This is a genomic window from Thiothrix winogradskyi (genome assembly GCF_021650935.1).
GTDB lineage: Bacteria > Pseudomonadota > Gammaproteobacteria > Thiotrichales > Thiotrichaceae > Thiothrix > Thiothrix winogradskyi.
The window spans coordinates 647,438-667,295 of sequence record NZ_CP091244.1; the positions used below are offsets into that span (position 1 = coordinate 647,438).

14 protein-coding genes and 1 pseudogene are annotated in these 19,858 nt (G+C 51.2%); 9 read left to right on the forward strand and 6 right to left on the reverse strand.

Going from position 1 to position 19,858, the window contains the following annotated elements; all coding sequences use genetic code 11:
* Window positions 1-379 precede the first annotated feature (379 nt).
* From L2Y54_RS03460 to L2Y54_RS03480, 5 genes are all read right to left on the reverse strand, one after another.
* Window positions 380-2,224 carry an ATP-binding protein gene (locus L2Y54_RS03460; RefSeq protein WP_236499844.1) on the reverse strand — a complete coding sequence of 615 codons (1,845 nt, stop codon included), beginning with the start codon at window positions 2,222-2,224 and terminating at the stop codon, window positions 380-382.
* A 114-nt stretch (window positions 2,225-2,338) separates the two neighbouring features.
* On the reverse strand, window positions 2,339-3,961 hold the full coding sequence (locus L2Y54_RS03465; protein ID WP_236499845.1) for a hypothetical protein: 1,623 nt from the start codon (window positions 3,959-3,961) through the stop codon (window positions 2,339-2,341).
* A gap of 110 nt (window positions 3,962-4,071) precedes the next feature.
* Window positions 4,072-4,431, reverse strand: a complete 360-nt coding sequence (locus L2Y54_RS03470; RefSeq protein WP_236499846.1) for a hypothetical protein — start codon at window positions 4,429-4,431, stop codon at window positions 4,072-4,074.
* A gap of 4 nt (window positions 4,432-4,435) precedes the next feature.
* On the reverse strand, window positions 4,436-4,723 hold the full coding sequence (locus tag L2Y54_RS03475; RefSeq protein ID WP_236499847.1) for a heavy-metal-associated domain-containing protein: 288 nt from the start codon (window positions 4,721-4,723) through the stop codon (window positions 4,436-4,438).
* 72 nt (window positions 4,724-4,795) lie between these two features.
* Entirely contained in the window at window positions 4,796-5,143 is a 348-nt protein-coding gene (locus tag L2Y54_RS03480) for an FUN14 domain-containing protein (RefSeq protein WP_236499848.1), read from the reverse strand.
* A 106-nt stretch (window positions 5,144-5,249) separates the two neighbouring features.
* On the opposite strand from L2Y54_RS03480, the gene L2Y54_RS03485 reads away from it, so the two are divergent.
* The 3 genes from L2Y54_RS03485 to rnd all read left to right on the forward strand — a co-directional run bounded on the left by L2Y54_RS03485 (window position 5,250) and on the right by rnd (window position 9,769).
* A complete protein-coding gene (locus L2Y54_RS03485; RefSeq protein WP_236499850.1) occupies window positions 5,250-6,527 on the forward strand; it encodes a hypothetical protein in 1,278 nt (425 codons plus the stop codon).
* Between the two features lie 11 nt (window positions 6,528-6,538).
* Window positions 6,539-8,308, forward strand: coding sequence for a trypsin-like serine peptidase (locus L2Y54_RS03490; RefSeq protein WP_236499851.1), 1,770 nt, complete (start codon window positions 6,539-6,541; stop codon window positions 8,306-8,308).
* A gap of 318 nt (window positions 8,309-8,626) precedes the next feature.
* Window positions 8,627-9,769: a ribonuclease D gene (rnd, locus tag L2Y54_RS03495; protein WP_236499852.1), complete on the forward strand. Its 1,143-nt coding sequence runs from the start codon at window positions 8,627-8,629 to the stop codon at window positions 9,767-9,769.
* Window position 9,770: 1 nt separating this feature from the next.
* Here the strand turns inward: rnd and L2Y54_RS03500 are convergent, their stop codons facing one another.
* Complete coding sequence (locus L2Y54_RS03500) at window positions 9,771-10,811, reverse strand: tRNA (5-methylaminomethyl-2-thiouridylate)-methyltransferase (protein ID WP_236501990.1); 1,041 nt, start codon at window positions 10,809-10,811, stop codon at window positions 9,771-9,773.
* A 156-nt stretch (window positions 10,812-10,967) separates the two neighbouring features.
* On the opposite strand from L2Y54_RS03500, the gene L2Y54_RS03505 reads away from it, so the two are divergent.
* The 6 genes and pseudogenes from L2Y54_RS03505 (at window position 10,968) to L2Y54_RS03530 (ending at window position 19,849) form a co-directional block, all read left to right on the forward strand.
* The gene (locus tag L2Y54_RS03505; RefSeq protein WP_236499853.1) at window positions 10,968-12,092 is read left to right on the forward strand and encodes a glycosyltransferase family 4 protein; all 1,125 of its coding nucleotides are present in this window, start codon (window positions 10,968-10,970) and stop codon (window positions 12,090-12,092) included.
* Entirely contained in the window at window positions 12,067-13,587 is a 1,521-nt protein-coding gene (locus L2Y54_RS03510; RefSeq protein ID WP_236499854.1) for a lipopolysaccharide biosynthesis protein, read from the forward strand. Before L2Y54_RS03505 ends, L2Y54_RS03510 begins: the two co-directional genes overlap by 26 nt.
* Before the next feature lie 50 nt (window positions 13,588-13,637).
* A complete protein-coding gene (locus L2Y54_RS03515; RefSeq protein ID WP_236499855.1) occupies window positions 13,638-16,613 on the forward strand; it encodes a glycosyltransferase in 2,976 nt (991 codons plus the stop codon).
* A gap of 75 nt (window positions 16,614-16,688) precedes the next feature.
* Window positions 16,689-17,557 (forward strand): annotated as a pseudogene (locus L2Y54_RS03520) (IS982 family transposase).
* 41 nt (window positions 17,558-17,598) lie between these two features.
* Complete coding sequence (locus L2Y54_RS03525) at window positions 17,599-18,045, forward strand: tyrosine-protein kinase family protein (protein ID WP_236499856.1); 447 nt, start codon at window positions 17,599-17,601, stop codon at window positions 18,043-18,045.
* 178 nt (window positions 18,046-18,223) lie between these two features.
* Entirely contained in the window at window positions 18,224-19,849 is a 1,626-nt protein-coding gene (locus tag L2Y54_RS03530; protein WP_236499857.1) for a coiled-coil domain-containing protein, read from the forward strand.
* Window positions 19,850-19,858 lie beyond the last annotated feature (9 nt).

Genomic DNA, 19,858 nt, shown 5'->3' on the forward strand with positions numbered 1-19,858 from the left:
TTCCCTCTCTTGAATGAAACTTGTCGATCATCGTAATGATGTCATCAGGCATGTAAAAAAGGTGTAAACAAGGCAGCGAGGTGGCTTCAAAAACCTTCGTGATTGGTTGGAACTTAAACATCAAGTCACAAGAAAAAATACAGAAAAGGAAAAAATAATGGCGGCAGGTTGGAGAAACCTGTCGCCATTCAGCAAAACCTCTCGGAGTAGAAGGTTTTGCTTTTGTACAACATACGGTTCAGAGTCTAAGTGAACGCGCCACTGAATAATGTCATGCGCCTGATAAATATGGTGTAAACAGAAGCAATTTATTTACCGTCAGAGGAACACCTCCCAGAACGGTAAGGTTTCAGTCTCATCGACCATTGGTTGTAATTAATCAAGCAGCCCCTTTCACTTTTACAGACCGCACCTCCCTGTCAAACTGCCTGACGTGCTTTTGGTACTTTTGGGTACGAATTTGCAAGGTGTGCAAGGCGTTTTGATAGTGTTTGAGTTGCGCCATCAGCTCAAGCATATTATCAATATCAGCACGTTGTAGCGTGGTGACTGGCGTTTTTGAGGGTTCGGGGGCGGGTTCAACCACCGTTTCGGATACGATTTCAACGACCGGTTCAGGGGCGGGGGCGGGGATGGGTTCAACTATCGGTTCAGACGACACCTCAATCACGGTATCTGCTGCGGTAAGCGCACTGCTTGATTCGACAATATCGTCGATTGCTGTGGCACTGCGGGTGTTTGCCAAGGTGGCGGTAAGTGCCGGGCTTAGGCTATTGAGCCATGCCAAATCAATATGCGGCGTATACACGTTGGCTTCGGTGAATTCAGGTGCTGGCTCTTTAGTTTCTACCGCCATTTCTGCCACTGCCACGGGTTCGGGAATGATTGCCGGTTCAGGTGCGCTTATAGGCGTTGGGGTGATTAATTTCCCGAACGGCCCGGTGACTTTGACCGATTTTTGCGTGACTGTCAGCGGGATAATGCCTGTCAGCGCATCGGTCTCAGGCGGGAGTGCCGCATGGTATTGCATCAGGTGCACATTCGTTTGTTTCCACGCCACCGGCCAGTCGTATTTGAATTGGCGCTGGTAAGCTTCCCTCACCCACAGCGGCAGCCAGAAACACCGACCAGAAAGTTCCAGCAAACCCAATTCACGCAATTGCAGAATGGCTTGGTAACGCTTGCGTTGGCTCAGGCGGAGGAAACCTGCGATCAGGCTGGCGTAATTATCTTGCGGCGGGCGCTTGAAGATTGGGGGCAGTGACCAATTGCGTTCCCTGCTGAGTAACGCTTCCAGCGTGTCCCAGTGAACCGGGCGGTACAATAGGCTCAGTAAATAGAGGATAGCTTCGGTGGGTTTGCCGTGCAATTCCGTGGCGTTGGCGACCAGAATACGGCGGGCTTGGCGACCGTCGGCTTGCTGATCCATCAAGACGGGGATTTGATCCATGCGTTGCCAATCGCCCGCGTGCCAGACGCTCAGATAGCCACCCAGCAAATTCAAGGTCAGCGGATTTTGCCCGTAATCAACGGCAATTTGCCGCAATTTGTCGGTATCCGCCTGCACGCCTTTGTAGCTTAAACATTCGGCGGCAGCATCCACGGATAATTTTTCCAGTGCGTGATGTTTTACACCGGTCTCATCGAAATTACCCTCCAACGGTTCGCGGCTAATGACGACGCACAGACCTGCATTTTGGGCAGCGAGGCGTTCCAGTAACACGTTCAGGCGCGGGTCGCCGACTTGGTTAGCGGCACTGCCTTTGGTGTATTGCAGGGTTTCCAAGCCATCCAGAATCAACAGGGTATGGTGCGCATTCACCAGTTTAGCCAAATACTCACCCTGTAATAAATTGGGGCAACGGGTGGCAGCTTCCCCACCAAACCAGTGCAGGGCGTAGCGGAAAAACTCCTCGACTGGATCTTCTAACGGGCGAGTAAGGTCGGGGGGGTAAAATGACCAAAGAAATACCGTTTCGGCATCATGCCAGTGCTTCTTTTGCAGCGTGTGTAGCCATTTATGTATCAGCGCAGTTTTGCCAAGCCCGATTGCGCCATGCAGCAAAAATAGGTGTGACTGGCTGTCGACCCACGCCTGATTGAGCAAGCCAATTTCGTGAGTGCGCCCAAAGAGTACGGGCGTTGCAAACTGCTTAACGTAGTCTTCTGCCTCAGTATCGCGCTGCCCACAATGGTATTCGTCCCGGATAAAGATCCTGGTCATTTGCATTTCCCCAATGCCTGTAAAACGTTCTTATGGGCTACACGGTAGCAAATCACCCGCACTTGTCAAGCAGCCCGTCTGCCATTAAGTCCGCATTTCTGGCAGAAAGTTCAGTCAGGCACTCAGGCGTTTGACCGTGGGCTGTATACCCGCCATATGGCGGGCGCGTTGCAACAGGAATGCGGCTTCACGGACTCCACCGGTTAAGCGTAACAGGCGTGTCAGCAATTTCATGTTTTGCGCCATACTGGGTTGGTCGTGGCTGAGTTCCGCATACGCCACCCCGCGTCGGGCGCAATACATCGCGGCGGATAGATTGCCGAGAATCAAATGGTGTTCACACAAATGATTCGCAATGATCGAGGCACGATACCAATGCTTTTGTACGGCGGATTTTTCCAGTTTGACACCGAGGGAACGGGTGGCTGTCACGGCTGCCTGCAAGTCGGAATGCCCTAATGCCAAATATTTAATCTGGCTACCGGGTAAGGTTGCGGTGTCAGGCGGCAGTACCGTCGCCAGTGTTTGCGTGCATTTTTCCAACAAACTTTGCAGGCGTTCGGGGATGCCGGGGAATCTGGCGCGTACCCGTTCACGGAAATACGTGCGTAACAGGCTGTGCACATCCAACGCGCCAGTATCGGGGGCAGCAGTAATCAATTGCAAGTGGTACAGGCGGCGTTGCACGCGGGAAAATTCGCGGATACTGAGTTTGCTCAGTGGTGCCAGCGCTTGCAGGGTTTCATCGGGCTTTAACCAGCGCTGAAACCAAGGTTGCCGCTGACTTTGCAACAGCAGGAATAATTCTTTCTGCGTAACCGGGCGGTCTAATAAGGTAATGAGGTAGAGCAATAATAGCTCTGGGGTTTTCCACAGCCATTGCTCGATTAGGGCGAGTACCCGCCTAGTTTGTAAGCCTTCGCGCTCTTTATCGCGCCATGCCAAAATACTGTTCACTTCCTCAATACGCCCACCATTGGCAAGGTGTGACCCCAATAAGTTGAGGGTGAGCGCATGACCGCAAAAATCATGGGAAAGCTTGCGCAAGGTGGCAGGTACTAGCAGTACACCGCGTTGGCGCAATAACTCAGCACCTTCATCGTCACTGAAGTCCGGCAGCGTGTATTGGGTAAGGTGCAGTTGGAACAATTCACAGCTTGGCAATGGTTGGCGTGAAGCAATTACACATAAACCTGGATTATAAGCTGCAAGTAAATTAATGAAGACACCCAATGCGTGTGTCTGTAATGCTGGCAATTCCCCGCTTATTTCATCAGCATCAAAACTCACGGTAGAGAAATTATCCAAGACTACTAGCGTGCGTTCACGCTGAATCAGTTTCGCCAACAGGTTGACTCGCTCGAGGGGATGGGTGGGCAAGGTAAGATGACTGCCGAACCATTGCAGCGCGTGTCCGATGAATTCGTCAACCAATGCTGGCACATCCGCAACGTCGGTGACATCGGGGAATGACCAAGCATAAACCTTGTCAGCTCCACGCCAATCAGCCGCTTCCAGCCTGCTTAGCCAAGCTTGCAGCAGCGATGTTTTCCCCGTACCACCCAAGGCATTGAGTAGAAAAAAGCCGGTGTCTTCATCGTGCCATGCTTGATCCAACGCCAAGAGTTCGCGCTCGCGGGCGACGAATCCTTGAGCACTAGTTGGTAAATTAGCAACCGTGTGTTGCGCTTGTTGCGCTTGTTGATGCCGCCAAAAGGTGACAAATACCCCAATCATCTTGCTTGCCCACCTGATAAATAGGTCGAATATTGTTATTTATTAGCTAATCAGCTTATCAAGTAAAATAGATTTTTTTAATTAAATTGGACTTATGGTATATAAGTGCTTTATTTTCCCGCACTCAATTGCTCGGCAGAGGGATCCGGGGTTTCGACCAGCTCATTTTGTACCAATTGTTCAGGACTATTATTCACCGGTGGGACCGCCGCTGCCGTGCTTTCAGTGCTTGTTTCATCAGCAGCGAGGGGCAAGTCTTCCTGCATACTATCGGTTAAATCGCTCATATTGCTCAGGCATTCTTGCAGGTAAGCGGCTTTTTTGCTGGCACTGATGCCGTCTTCTTCCGCATAGGTGTTACACAGTTCGGTAAGTGCCGCATTGTTGTTTTCAGGCGCACTGTCTTCTGCATGGATAAGGGGGCTGGTGCCTATGCCGATCAGGGTCAGCAGGATGAGTGGATATTTCATGGGGTTAACCTTTTTTGGGCATGTCAATCCGCCCAATCGCACAACTGACGACTGAGCGGGCTTTTTCTTTCAGGGATGCCAAGCCTTCGACAGAACCGCGTTCTGGATAGCCAAGACCAAACAGCGTTTGCACCGCAACGTCACGCACGGCTTCCGTGCTGTGCAAGGTGACAACCTGATGTTCTATATCGACATCAACCGCCTGGATTTGTTCATTTTCCATTAATTTTTTGGAAATGGTATTGGCACAACCACCACAGCGGATATTTTCAACTTCGATACGGGTTTCCATGACACTCATCTCCCTTAGTATTGATTAAGCTAGGAATATTAATATGGAGTCAAGCGCCGCAAAATACAAGGTTTAGCCGATTTTCAGACCGACAAAAAATCCAGCCACTGCGCTTACGCCCTTGCTGGTGATGTGCGAGAGGCGTTCGACGAGGAAACCACCGGATTGTTTGACCATGCCAGTTGCGGCATTTGCGGCACTTTGCAGCTTTTCATCCGTCATTTCGGTAATGCCGTAATACTCGGTGACGAACAGCAACACAATCGCGGCTCCGCCAAGAAATAAGGCGAGGCGCAGCATTTTTTTAGCGAAATAACCAACTGCCAGACCGATGACAAAAGGTGCTCCTACGTTCCCTAACAGGAAAGCGGAGGAGAGAATATCAGTGCTTGGCGCTGTAGTGAGAGAATAATCGTTCATTATTTGCCCTTTGATAGACCGTTTAGATCATTGGAGTTTTATTTGTAAATAGAGTTCTGCTAAATTTATCACTAATCATAAAAAATAACATGGATAGCCATCAAGCATGAAGTATTCCATCGGTTTGGCGTGTCTGCTGCTGTGTCTGGCAATGCCGATTCACGCGACACAAATCATCCAGCCTTCCACGGCGGCTATCACTGTTAGCAGCGGTAGTGTAATCGTTTTTAAGCCGGTTTACACCGTGGCAACCCCGGATAATGGTGCGGAAACCGGGCTGGGTTTACGGGTGCATTTTAATGCCAATGCCTTGCAATTCAAGGGCATGAATAACGCTTTCGCTTACGGTCTCCAGCCAGTTGGGGAAGTGAGCGTGGATAGCGCCAATCTGGATGCGGATGCCAGTACCGATCGCTATCTCACGCTGGCATGGGTGGATGTGACCGCGCAATGGCCGGGAGCCGATGCATTGCCGTTAACCTTGGGTGAAGTGGCGTTTGAACTGCTGCCGGGGTTTGCCGGTACGACGTACATCCGCACTAGTGCCAGTGATACGGCGGATGGCCTAGCTTTGCAAAGCACCCCGATGAAAGTGACGGTTGAAGCGCTCGCGGAGCCGGTAACACTCAAACTGCGCGGGCTGTTACAAGGTGCTTACGTCAGTACCGAGGGACGGATGCGGGATAGCTTGCGGGCAAGCGGTTTGGTTCCACTGGCGCAGCCTTACGCGGCATGGGGGCATACAAGCACTGAAACCACGACCACAAGCTTGCTGGCAACCACGGGTGATGATGCCCCCGTCGATTGGGTTTTGGTGGAATTACGCTCTCAACAGTCGCCGTACACCCGTCTTGCCAGCCAAGCAGCGTTATTGCAGCGTGATGGCGATATTGTCGATGCCCTGACCGGAAGCCCTACCCTGAGCTTTAAGGTTGCACCGGGAGATTATTATGTGGCTTTGCGTCACCGTAATCATTTGGGGGTAATGAGTGCCGCGCCACTGAAACTGACTGCCAGCCCCGGCACACTCGATTTTACCCACAGCACCACGCCGGTTTACGGCAATGATGTGCGTATTTCACAAAGCCCGGTGCAGCTATTGCCAACGGGCGATGCCAATGCGGATTTCAAGTTGATTGCCGATGGCCCCAATAACGATAAAAACACGGTGTTGGGTGTCATCCTTGCCAGCCCGGAAAATACCGGAGCGCATACCAATTTTCAGTTGCCGGGCTATCGGGCAACTGACATGAATCTGGATGGTAAAACCCTGTACGTCGGCCCGGATAATGATGTGAATGCCTTATTGGGCAATATTTTATTAGCACCAGGCAATAGTACTAATAGCATGAATTACATGCTGCCCAGCAGTTTGCCGCAATAAGGTCATTGATAATGAAAACGCTAACTCTTACGTGTTTATTACTGGCCTTGGCGCACAGCGTGCAGGCAAACCCGAATGTACCAACCCCGGAGGTGAGCCGCGCTGAACCAGAAGTTTTTCGTGGTGAAACGGCAACTGAAGCGGTGACATTACGCTTGCCGGTGTTACCACCGGTGGCAGCACGCGGATCCAGTACGCGCAGCGCCGCGCTGACGTCTAATGCAGTAAGTTTACCGGCGCTGCAAGCGGATGAGATTCAGTTGTTGCAAAATACACAAGGCGTGAAAGCGTACCGCGTCGGGGTGGGACGTGAGTTACCCACTAACGTCAGTCAAGCGATAGATCTGAATACTTGGCAGTGGACAACGGTTAGTGGTGGCAAGGTAGCGCATTTCAGCGTGACCTCCAGTGGCGCTATGCGGGTACGGGCGCAGGTACAGCTTGGAACATTCCCGGCGGGTGCGGAGCTGCGTTTTTATGCTCCCGCCAAACCGGATCAGGTGTTCGGACCTTATACCGACGCGCACAGCCTTAGCTGGTCGCCAACGGTGGAGGGCGATACTTTGGGCATGGAGGTCTTTCTGCCCACCGGTGTAACGCCGCAACAGGTGGAACTGGCGCTGCCGCAACTTTCGCATTTGGTGGTTGACCCTGCCAGCAGCCAACTGAAAAACAGTATTTTTAAGGAAGACTATGCCAGTTGCCAGCAGGATATTGCCTGTGCCAGCCCTGCTTGGCAGGAAACCGGCAAAGCCGTGGCGCGTTATGTCTTCACCGACACCAATGGCTTGAGTTATATGTGTTCCGGGACGGTATTGGCGGATAACGATGTTTATACACAAATACCGTATTTTTTCACCGCCGCGCATTGCGTTAATAATCAACAAGCCGCCAGCACAATGGATATGTTTTGGTTGTATGCGAACACCACTTGTGGCGGTACTAACAATAGCTTCACGCAAACCATTGGTGGCGCACAATTGTTGATGAGCAAAACAGCGTTGGATACGACATTCGTGCGGCTGAATAAGAACCCACCCGCTGGGGTGCTAATGTCGGGGTGGACGAACACCCCATTAAGCAAAAACCAAGCTGTCACGGGTATTCATCATGGTTTGGGTAGCCCGAAAAAGTACGCGATGGGCAATTTCCAATGGCGAATACGCATAGAAGCCCTCAACGATGGTGGTTATTCAGTCATGCCCGATGATAATGGCGATTTTTCCAACGTTTTGTGGCACACCGGCATTACCGCTCCGGGGAGCAGTGGGTCGGGTATTTGGGTGGAACAGGGCGGCAAGCATTACCTCAACGGTTCCTTGCTGGGTGGTTCATCGAGCTGCACGTCCCCCGATGCGCCGGATGAGTACAGCCGTTTTGAGCGCACTTGGCCTTTCATTAGCCATTGGTTAGGGGCAAGCGGAACGCCACCGTCGTTGCGCTTGCGTCATGCCACTATTCCTGCAACCGTTTTGGTGGAAGGGGTGATCGTCGCCCGTTATTTGCAAGGGGTACGCGGTGCGGCATTAGTGGAGGGTGTCACCAGCCATACGCTGAACCTTACGACCTTGGAAACGCAATTAGCCGCCGTGCAGCAGGTAATGGATATTGATGCTGACGGACAGCAGCAGGCTGATAAGGACGCACGCTTGCTGATGCGTTATTTATTGGGCTTGCGTAATGCGGCACTGATTCAGGGAATAAATTTAAGCAGTTCAGGGCGAAAAACAGCGGGCAGTATCACGACTTATATTGAGTCCATTTTGAATCCGGTTCAGTAAGCCAAAAAAAACCCGGTCATATTGACCGGGTTGACCGCTCAGACCATGCACAACCTAGCAATACTGTGCATGGCAACTACCCTCACTAGCGGTTTCAAAAACGAAATCATTCAGCAAATTTGCGTTTTATCAATGTGCAGAAAAACCGTGGCAATGTCAACAAGTAGTTGATATTGTAAATATTCTTAAGTACTAACGTTGCAGTGCATCAAAGCCAACAGAATTGCTGTGTTTTTATGGGTATGCCGGTATTCCAAGGTATGGTTGCGCAGATGTTTGCCGTACAATCTCCGCTGTTTTAGTTGAAGCGCACCACTTATGTTTGATTATATTGATAATGCTGAAAAGTTAACTGACCTGCTGGCACGGCTGGATTCTGCCGAATGGATTACCTTGGATACGGAATTCATTCGGGAAAAAACCTATTACCCGCGTTTGTGTTTGATCCAGATTGCCAGTGCTGACACCTTGGCGTGTATTGACCCGCTGGCGCTTAGTGATTTGCAACCGTTTCTGGACTGGCTTAACCAGCCACAGCGTTTGAAAGTCCTGCACGCTGCCTGGCAAGATATGGAAATTTTCCACCATTTAGGCGGGGGCAACGTACCTGCACCGCTGTTTGATACCCAAGTCGCGGCTGCCGTATTGGGCATGGGCGACCAATTGGGGTATGCACGTTTGGTCGAAGCCTTGCTGGGTTTGTCGCTGGATAAATCGCAGTCACGTACCGATTGGTCACGCCGCCCCCTGACAAAGGCGCAACTGGAATACGCCATTGACGATGTGCGCCATTTGCGTGATGTCTACCTACACTTGCGTGAACAACTGGAGCAGTTGGGGCGGATGCGCTGGCTGGAAAAACCGTTCCAGAAACTGGCAGATCCGGCTACGTATGCGGTTGACCCGCAGACGGTGTGGGAGCGGGTCAAAGGCTTGCAAATCCTCAAGCCACAGCAACTGGCCATTTTGCGTGAATTAGCCGCATGGCGTGAACAGCGGGCGTTACTCAAAGATATTCCCCGGCGTTGGATCTTGTCCGACGAAATCTTGCTGGATATGGCACGGATGCAACCGGATAGCCCAGCAGCACTGCGCCAGATTCGCGGCTTGAGCGATGAACAGATTGAACGCGGTGCGGGGGAATGGCTGGCGTGTATTGCACGTGGCAAAGCCGTACCCAAAAATGAATGCCCGACCTTACCGCGTCGCCGCAAACTGGATGCGGAGATGAGCGTGGTTGCCGATGTGCTCACCGCACTGCTCAATCAGGTGGCACACGAAAACGGCATTTCGGCGCAAATGATTGCGACCCGCCAACAGCTTGAGAAAATGCTGGAGGAAGGGCGTACCACCCTGTCTGACGACTGGCGTGGTGCTTTGGTGAATGACTTGTTTACCGCCGTATTGGCGGGCAATGCCAGCCTGCGGGTGCGTGATCAGCAATTAATAGTGGAAGTCTGATTCACAGCAACCATGCATCCGGCAAATCCGTTAACGGGGCGACACTGATTTCCTGAATCGCAGCCCCCGGTCGTGCGAATTTGCACACGACTTCCGGCGCGTGTTTGCCTTGGCTGTAACGGGCTGAAATTTGCGCGGCTAGTTGGATGTCCTCATCCGTAATCGTGTCGCCATCCAGCAAGGTTAACGGGCCGGAATGACTGGCGGTTTTGATCCAAATGAATTGGTTTTTGTAACCTTCGAGGAAATTGGTTTCGCCTTCCTCGCGTGACACAATCATTTTGAAATGCGGGCGTGGGCGTAAATGCCGTCCGATTTTCAGCAGCATAATGTCATCAAGTTCGTAATCCCGGTTGGGGCGATGCGCCCACAAATCTTTCAACTTGTCGGTGTAATTAGCATCCGTGAGGAAGCAACAGCCGCCCGCCGGTTGCGCGTATTCGGCGATTCCCCATTGCGCGGCGAGTGCCATTTGCGGTTTGCGGCTACGACCGTTGAAACCAAACAATTTTTCACGGTCAATCCAGCCTTCGCGTTCGGGTTTGCTGGGGGGCAAATTACGCGCTGACAATGGGCGTAATAGCAAGTCTTCTGCGCCGGATTCTGCGGCGATAATCGGCATGGTTTTGGCGCGTTGCGACATGGGGCGTTGCCCCACCACTTCACCGGTAATAATGAAGTCGAAACCTTTTTGCTGAATCCACTCGTGCGCTTTTTTCACCATAAAAATTTTGCAGTCAAGGCAAGGATTCATATTCGCGCCGTAACCGTATTTGGGGTTGAGCACGACATCTTTGTATTCCTCCACAATATCCACAATGTGCAGTTTGATACCAAGCTGTTCGGCTACCCACAAGGCATTATTGCGCTTGATTTTGTCGCTGTGATGTTTGCGGATAGCATGGGTATGGCCTTCTACGCAGAAGCCGGTGTAAAAGTTGATGCCTTCCACATGAATGCCTTGTTCCAGCACCGCTTTGGTGGCAAGCATGGAATCAAGGCCGCCGGAAAGCAGCGAAACAGCGCGGTATTGTCGAGTCATGACGGTCACTAACTGGTTAGGGGAAGGCGTAGTATACGCTATGCGCGGGTGGCTTGTGCCAGTCTTCCAGCGACTGCTACCACTGTTCGCGGCGGTGCTCAACAGCGATTCAATACGATGATAGGGTGTATTTATGTCTACACTTGAGTTTGTTTCATGACTGCCACTACTATTTTGTCCGCGTATTACCGGCATAAGCAAGGCGGATTTACCACGCGCCTATACCGCGCTTACCGTGCCTTGGATGCGGCGGGTTATCGGGTCATTTATATTGCGACGGAAAAGCTGCCGGTGGAGGGCGAAAATATCCAACCCATCATTTTACCGATGCGCTCCCGCCCGACTTCATTATGGTATTGGCCGGAATTTTATATCCGTGCCTTGCGTGAATTGCGCCGCCTGACCCGCGAACATCAGGTGCAACAACACCTTATGTTTTCATTTTTTTATGCCAGCTTGTCGATTCTAGCCAGTTGGGGTTTGAAAGTACGGACACTCACGTTTATTCGTGGGGATGATATTTTCGATGCGGCAAAAAAGCGCTTTGCCCGTCCGCGTATTTGGGTGCATAGCCTATTGGAGAAGCTGGGAATACGCTATTCGCATCAGGTGATTACCACCAGCGACACCATGAAGGCAATCATCAATCAACGTTCCGGCGGGCAGGATAAAACCCAAAGCTTGCCTAATAATATTGCTACGCAAGCACTGGCGATTCAGTTGCCGAATATTCGCCAGGACACGATACGAATTGCCACGCTGTCGGTGTTGAATCCGCGCAAAAATCAGTTATTGGTCTTGAAAGCACTTCAACAATTGCCCACGCAAAACTGGGAATACTTATTGATTGGCAGTGATAACAGCGGGCGAGATTATCAGGCAGAATTGCAAGCATACGTCACCGCCAATGGGTTAACGGAACGGGTGAAGTTTCTCGGCTGGCGTGATGATGTTCCCGCTATTTTGCAACGCTGCCATTTGTTGTTACTGCCGACCTTGCACGAAGGTTCGCCCAATGCCCTGCTTGAGGCAATGGGGTATGGTTTGCCTTGTCTTGCCAGTGATATTCCTGAAATTCGTGAAATTTTACCCGACGAAGAACTGTTATTTGACCCCCACGATCCGCTGGAATTGACCCACAAGCTGAGCCGTTTTCTGCAATTGCCCGGTTACGCGGGCGTGATTCAAGCCAAAACCGCCCAGTGCAAGGCGCGTTATACCTTTGACTGGGATCAGCGTTTGGTGGCGTTGGTCGATGCCGCTGCCGCTGCCGATGGTTAAACACAATAGCTATACCAGTTCTACCCTGATTCGCCTGCTGGCAATTGGGCTGAATGCGGTTGGGGCGTTGCTGTTGTTGCCGTTTGTGCTCAATGCCTTGGGGACAAACGATTTTGGCATTTGGGCAATGGCAACCTCAATCACTGGCTATTTAATGTTGCTGGATTTTGGCATTGCCTTGGCGTGCACACGCTATTTGTCGATGCATAGCGAGGATAAGCAGCAATGGCGACGCACGTTCAGCAGTGCTTTTTTGCTATCACTGGGCTTGGCTGCCGTGTTGGTTGGTCTGGCAATAGTGGTGCAGCTATCGCTTTATGGCGGGTTATTGCCTGCCACTTACCAACCCATACCGGATGTGATTACGCTGTTGTTGGTGGAAGTCGCGCTATCCATTCCCTTGCGTTTGTACCAAAGCATTTTGCGGGCAGAAGTGCGCTACGTGGAAATCGGGCTGTTTGAAATTGTGCGTATTGTGTTGCGCTTGGTAGGGATTCCGCTATTGCTGTGGGCGGGCGGCGGGTTAATGACGATTTTGGTGTATGCCTCGGTCATCAATGTGCTGTTTTTTGCGTTGATGCTGGGCAGCGTGTATTGGCGTGAACGCAGCACTTACCTCGATTGGCAGGCATGGGATGTGCAGCATTTGCGCGAATTACTCGGTTTCAGTCAATACGCCGCAGTCACGCAGGTGGCAGAGTTTTTCAAATACCGCACCGATAACCTGTTGGTTGGGGTATTGCTCGGCGTGAGTGCGGTCGCGCCTTACGCGATTATGGTGGTAATCATCGACATGTTGACGCAAATCCTAATGCGTTTTCAAAGCTATTGGGACACCATCATTATGCGCCATGCGGGGGAACAGCGGCTGGCGAGTGCGCTGGATACCACGCTGACTTCCTTGCAAATTGGGGTATCGTTGGCGTTGTTAGCCACGTTTAATACCTGGTTGTTGGGCGCTCAGTTTCTTACCTTGTGGGTGGGCGACACGTATGCGGCGCTTTCAACCTCGTTGACCTTATTCACGCTGATATTGCCGGGGCTGGCGGTGCAATTGGCAACGTCACCGTATTTCAATGCCTTAGGGCGACAACGTACCAATGCGACGCTGGCATTATTGGAAATCGCACTCAAGCTGGGCTTACTGCTGCCACTGATTAATGGGTTTGATGCGGATGGGGTTATTTTTGCCGGTGTGGTAGCAGCAATGGTGACGGCTTTACTGCGCTTGTGGGTTATAGCAGGTATTGTGCGTTGTAAGTTTGGGCACTTGGTTCAGGTAGTCATCTGCAAATTACTGCCAGTTATCGGGCTGCTGGGCGTGTTGTGGGGATTGCGTTGGATGCTGGAGAGCGTGGGTACACCGCTGCTCTTGACCGTAGCAATGATTTTATGCCTACAGGTATTGGGATTATTATTTCTTATTAGAAAACCCATTAAGACGCATCATCGAGTGGTTTCTGCCATTTGTCCACGCCTGCATGGCGGCGGCTGACAGCTTTGCCTATTGTCAAGCTTAACGAAACCATCAAAAACGAGCATCCCTTGAAAATCGCATTCATCGCCATCAAAGGAATCGACCGCATCGGCGGGGTTGAGACCTATACCATCGAGTTGGGCAGAAGGTTGGTCGATGCCGGGCATCAAGTTATTGTGTACACGGCAACCACCCCGGAACACCCGACACCCTTCTATTATCAGGGGATGCGGATTATTCCGCTGCCCACGCTACGCCATAAATATTTTGAAAAAATGGTACTGGTTATCCTCGCGAGTCTGCATCAGTTTTCGGTGAAAGGCATTGATGTGGTGCATTACCATGCTGTCGGCCCTAGCTTATTTTCGTTTTTGCCGCGCTTGGTCGGGCGTTACACCGTATTTCAAAGCCACGGGCATGAATGGGAACGTAACTCATGGAACTGGGTCGCCAGACTGTTTTTCCAGCTATCAGAAAAGCTGACGTTTTGGTTTGCGAATGATTCCACGGCGGTTTCGCGCACCCTCCAGCAGTATTACCAGCAAAAGTACCATCAGGATGTCACCTATATCCCTACCGGCATCACGCCCCGATTGCATCCCCCTGCGGTCAATACAATAACCGCTTATGGGGTAACAGCAGGCGGCTATATTCTCTACGTCGGGCGTTTGTCCTTGGAAAAACGGGTACACGATCTGATTCAAGCCTATCAGCAATTGGTGCAACCCCGCGTCAAACTGGTGATTGTGGGCAGTGCACGTGCGCAAGACCCCTATGGCGATGAATTGCAAGCGCTGGCCAACGGCGATCCGAATATCGTGTTTACCGGGGCTGTTTATGGCGAAGCCTTAGCCGAATGGTACGGCAACGCTTTTGTATACGTACTGCCCTCACAGATGGAGGGTTTACCGATTACCCTGCTGGAGGCGATGAGCCTCGGCTGCTGTTGCATCGCCAGTGATATTGACGCAAACAGTGAAGCACTCGGCGGCAAAGGCATTCTGTTTCCGACCGGGCAACCCGCCGCATTACGCGATTGCTTGCAAGCCGCTCTCGATGATCCGTCGGCAGTGCAACAAGTCGGCGCCACGTTATACCAGCGTGTTCTGACGCATTACACCTGGACACTGGTAACGGATCAATTCATTCAATTTTACCAAAAAGCACTACCGGCTACGGTCAAGAAAGGCAATGTAACCATTATGAAAGGCAAAGACGCTTCCTCGATTCATTACCCTGCCAAGACCGTGCAGGAATCGCCTAACGCCCCGCAAATTTTGCTGGCTGAACCCGTAGCAGGGCGTGATTACAGCGCTTATGCTTCGCCGCCTAAAATCCCCTTGTCGCATTACTGGAGTACCTTGCGCCAGAATATGGGGGCAATCATGTTAGCAACGGCGCTGATGACCGCGTTGCTATTAGCGTTAGCATTGCTGACTAACCCGGCCTACACTGCGAAAACCAGTGTCAAAATCGAAACAACCTCACCCAAGTTACTCGAATATGACGTGGATACCGCCCGTCCGCCATCCTATATTGATGAAAATATTTTCTACAACACCCAATACAAAATGTTGCGCAGCCGCGATTTGGCGACAGAAGTGATTGATACCTTAGGGATTCGCAACACATTGCTACAAAAGCGGGCATTTAAAGCCCCGGTTTACTGGTTGACTGATCCGATGAAAAGCTTGGTCGCGGATGTGCGCCAATTATTCCCTAGTAGTGATAACGCTTTAGGGGATAGTTCACCCGTATCGGCAGAAGAGGTTTTTCTCGAACACCTGACTATCAGCCCGGTGCGTAACTCCCGCATTATTGACATCCACTTCACGGCGGCTGATCCGATCATGGCGCGGGATGTGGTGCAAAGCATGACAGAAGTATTCGTGCAATTGCAGCAACGTGGTCGTCAGGCATCGGCTGAGCAAGCCACGCAATTTCTCGACAAACAAATTGACGAAGCTCGCGCCAAACTGCAAACCAGTGAAACTGCACTGATCCGTTATGCGCGTGACAAAAACATTGTCGATACGGACTCGGACAAATCCCTGATTGCGAAAAATCTGGAAGATCTCAGCACGTCGTTCATGGCAGCGAAGGAAAAGCGTATCCAAACCCAGAGCCTATATGACAGCAAAGGCAAGCTTTCCGGCGGGCTGAATGTGGATGAAAATCCCCTGATTCAGGAACACAAAAAAGAGCTAGGTAAACTGGAAAGCACTTACTTGGCAAACCTAGAGCTATTCAAGCCGAATTACCCTTCCATGCTCTCGTTACAGGAACAGATTGATAGCCGCAAACGTCTGATTGCCACAGAAAGCGCCCATATCCGTTCCAGCACCACGACGAATATGAAAGCCTCGTATGAAGCAGCCTTGGCGGAAGAGCGTAAGCTTGGCAACGAAATTAAGCTCTTAGAAAAGCAATTGCTGCAATTCCGTGATGACAGCATTGGTTATGCCAACCTCAAACGCGATGTCGAGACCTCCCGCAGTTTGTACGACGGTTTGCTGCAACGTCTCAAAGAAATCAATGTGGTGGAAACGGCACAGACCGGCAGCATTGCAGTGGTGGACAAAGCCATTATTCCACCGCGTAAAGATGGTCCCAGTTACGCCAAATACGGGTTATTAGGATTATTGTCGGGCTTATTCCTGAGTTCACTGTTGGTGCTGTTGCGTGAAAGCTTGCAACCCAAAGTACGCCTCACCGCTGACTTACAGGAAATCGGTGGCAAATACCAAGTGCTGCACTCCCTGCCTTTCAGTAAAACCTTGGGGCGTGGTACGCAGGCAGAATTGCTCAGCCGCAATCCAGACCCGGTGTGGGTAGATGCCTTGCGTTACCTGAAAACGTCGCTGGTGTTGGCGAATAATGGCAAGTTTCCACAAATCCTGCACATCACCAGCCCGTTACCGGGGGAAGGCAAAAGCACGACGGCGGTTAACTTGGCGCTGATGCTGGCGAATACTGGCAATAAGGTATTGCTGATTGATGCCGATTTGCGCAAGCCCACCGTACATAACCTGAGTTCGGGATAAGGTAAGGCGCAGCCTTTCATGGGAGAATGTGAGTAACCACACACAACATTGACCCCACCAAAGGCTGCTACTGAGATGCTAACACGGTTATTCTGTGCCATTGACGATTTTTGTCAGGACTTTCATCCCGAATGGAACAAAACGTTATTGACCCCGAAAGGCGGGCATCGTCGTCGCCACAGTGGTCTTGGCGATAGTGAAATCATGACGATTTTGGTGCATTACCACCAAGTGGGGTATCGTACTTTCAAGTGGTATTATGAGCGTCATGTCAAAGTATTTCTTAAGGGTCATTTCCCGCAACTCCCTAGTTATCAACGTTTTATTGAGTTAATGCCGCGTGTTCTTTTGCCACTAACCCTGTTTATGCAGCAACGCTGTGAAACGGGGCGAGGTATTGCCTTCATAGACTCTACCCCCTTGAAAGTCTGTGAAAATTTGCGTATTCCACGTCATCACACCTTTCGCAAAGACGCAGGGCGGGGTAAATCGTCAACAGGCTGGTTTTATGGGTTCAAACTTCATTTGGTCGTGGATGACTGCGGCAATATTTTATCGTTTGCCATTACTTCGGGTAATACCGATGACCGTAAGCCCGTTCCACGTTGCTGAAAAAAGTGGTCGGCAAAGTCTTTGGTGATCGTGGCTACATTTCCAAGGCATTGACAGAATCGTTGGCAGAGCAAGGGGTTGAATGGATTACCTCGCTGAAGAAAAACATGAAACCCGTGGCGCGTGACACGTTCGATACACTGATGTTGCGTAAACGGAGCATCATCGAAACCATCAATGATCAGTTGAAAAATATTTCACAAATTGAGCATTCACGCCACCGTTCACTCACTAACTATATGATTAACATCATTGCTGGCTTGGTGTCATATGCCTATCAAGATAAAAAACCAGCACTGGATTTAAAAACATCAGCATTGGTTGTGATCTAAATTGAGGGATGGCTTATCCCGAACTCAGGTTACATAAGCATTTGGAACTGGATAATACCCACGGTTTAACCCATTACCTCACGGGTGCGGCGCATGAAAGCCCGCTGGCACGGGTGAAAGGTGCGCGGTTATTATTCGTGGTTTGTGCAGGTCCGGCTGTGCCTGACCCAGTGGAGGCGCTTTCCAGCCATAATATGCAGACCTTGCTGGATAAATCACGCGAAATTTTTGATTACGTGATTATTGATGCGCCTCCCGTGCTGGGCATGGCTGATTCCTTATTGCTGGCAAACCGTGCCGATGGCACTTTGTTGATCGTGGCGAACAACCGCTCCACCAAACAGGATGTCCGCACCGGCATTGACTGCATTGAAAAAAGCCACGGTAAACTCCTGGGGCTGGTGCAGAACATGGTTCCCAGCAAAGCCAGCAGCAGCCCCAGCAGTTATTACTCTGATGGGCGCGGCATGATTGTTCACGCTGCTTAATTGTACACATTGGGCAAAATCGCGGCACTGGTGCAAATAAACGGTATATTTTTTCCAACGAGTGGTCTATTTCACACTAGAATTAAGAAATAGAAACCTACGCCCGCCTCTAACTTTAGAGGGAGACTATGGTCTATCGAATAATACGACGGGCGGATAACACTTGGGGAACGATACCATGCCACAAACCATCACCAGCGCTGCGGACAACCGCGCCATTGTCAAAGCCAAAATTCAGGAAATGAATGATTTGGCAAAAGACGCCGACACCAAAATGCGCGAAGCCTTGCAAGCCCGCAATCAAGCGTCTGCAAACGTCTGGCGTGAGCGGCGTGATCATTACAATGCCGAAGCCAAACGCCTCACCGACTGGCTGAACGCACCGCCCGCCGCGCCTAGCATGACGCCCGAAGAAATCCGCAAACGCCTCAATGAACTGCCCTATAAAATTCAGTACGCCAATAAAATGCTGACGGAATACCAGCGGGTCAACAATGCAGCAAAAATCAACGAATGGGCGCGGGAACTGCAAACCCTGGAAGCCGAACAAGCTCGGCTGCGAGCAATCAACGTGGATGCTGCGCCTAACCCAGTAACGCCAGCTCCAACAAGGCCCGCACCCGCTCCTGCACCCGCTCCTGCACCCACCCCAACACCAACCCCAGCAAGACCTGCGCCTCCTGCGCCTCCTGCGCCTCCTGCGCCTGCACCCGCTCCCGCGCCACCAGCCGCTTCCACCAGTGGGAATGATTTCATTATTACCGTGGCAGACACCTTCAATTCCAATGGCAACCAAGATTACGCACACAACGCCATTCTCAAAGAATTGCTGGAAGGCAAATACAGTGCTGCCAAGATTCCCGCCAATGATAGCAAAGCCGCCGCTTACAAGATTATCCGTGAAAACAATAGCGCCCCTTTATACTGGATCCGCAATCAAACCCAATCCCAAGAGCTGTACAATCGCCTGCCGCCAATCAGTGACGCGGAACAACGGCGTTTTCCCAAACTCAACCTGCGCGGGAAACGCATGGGGCAGACGTTTTTTATTCGCGATTTTATGCAAATTAACAGCCTAGGCAATTTGACGGTTGGCGATTTAGTGGCAGTGGATGACACCGTGTACGCCAGTTTTGCCCAAGACTTCGACAAGCTGGTGAACAATATCAATGCCTATCAGCAACAGCGCGGGCGCACTCACCGGGTATTCCCGTTCTTACGCATGGCACACCGCGATGCCTTCCAATTGATTCCTGACCGTACAGCGGATGGAATCGACCGTTTTGGCGGGGCAATCATGCGCAACGTCAGTATTTCCGGTAACGTGATTTACTCTGATGGTGCATTGCAAGGCATCTTTGCAACCGATGGGGCATTCCATAACCTGCATATTCGCAATAATCACCTGCACATCGGTGGGCAACACACGATTTCCATTAACGGCATGTTAAACGGGTCGATCATGGGTAATACGGATATTCATAACCAACCACTGGCAGCGGACAAGATTGCACTGTATCCTTTGCGGCTTGGTGGTGGTGCTAATATTTATATCACCGGATTCAGGAACAAAGCGTCACTTAGCCCAACGGATAGCCGCTATTACCAGTACGACGCGATTCTGGGTGTACCACCCGCGCGGGATTTCCGGCGGCAAGTCCAGGCGCGGGGTTCCTGTTACCGCGAAGTGGATATGATAGAACTGCATACCCTGCTTAAGCGCCAAAACCCCAAAACGCCTGCCCAATGGCAAACGCTGATGGATACTTTGGTACAACAGGGCTTTGCGCAAGCAGCCGCCTAATGACAGGAT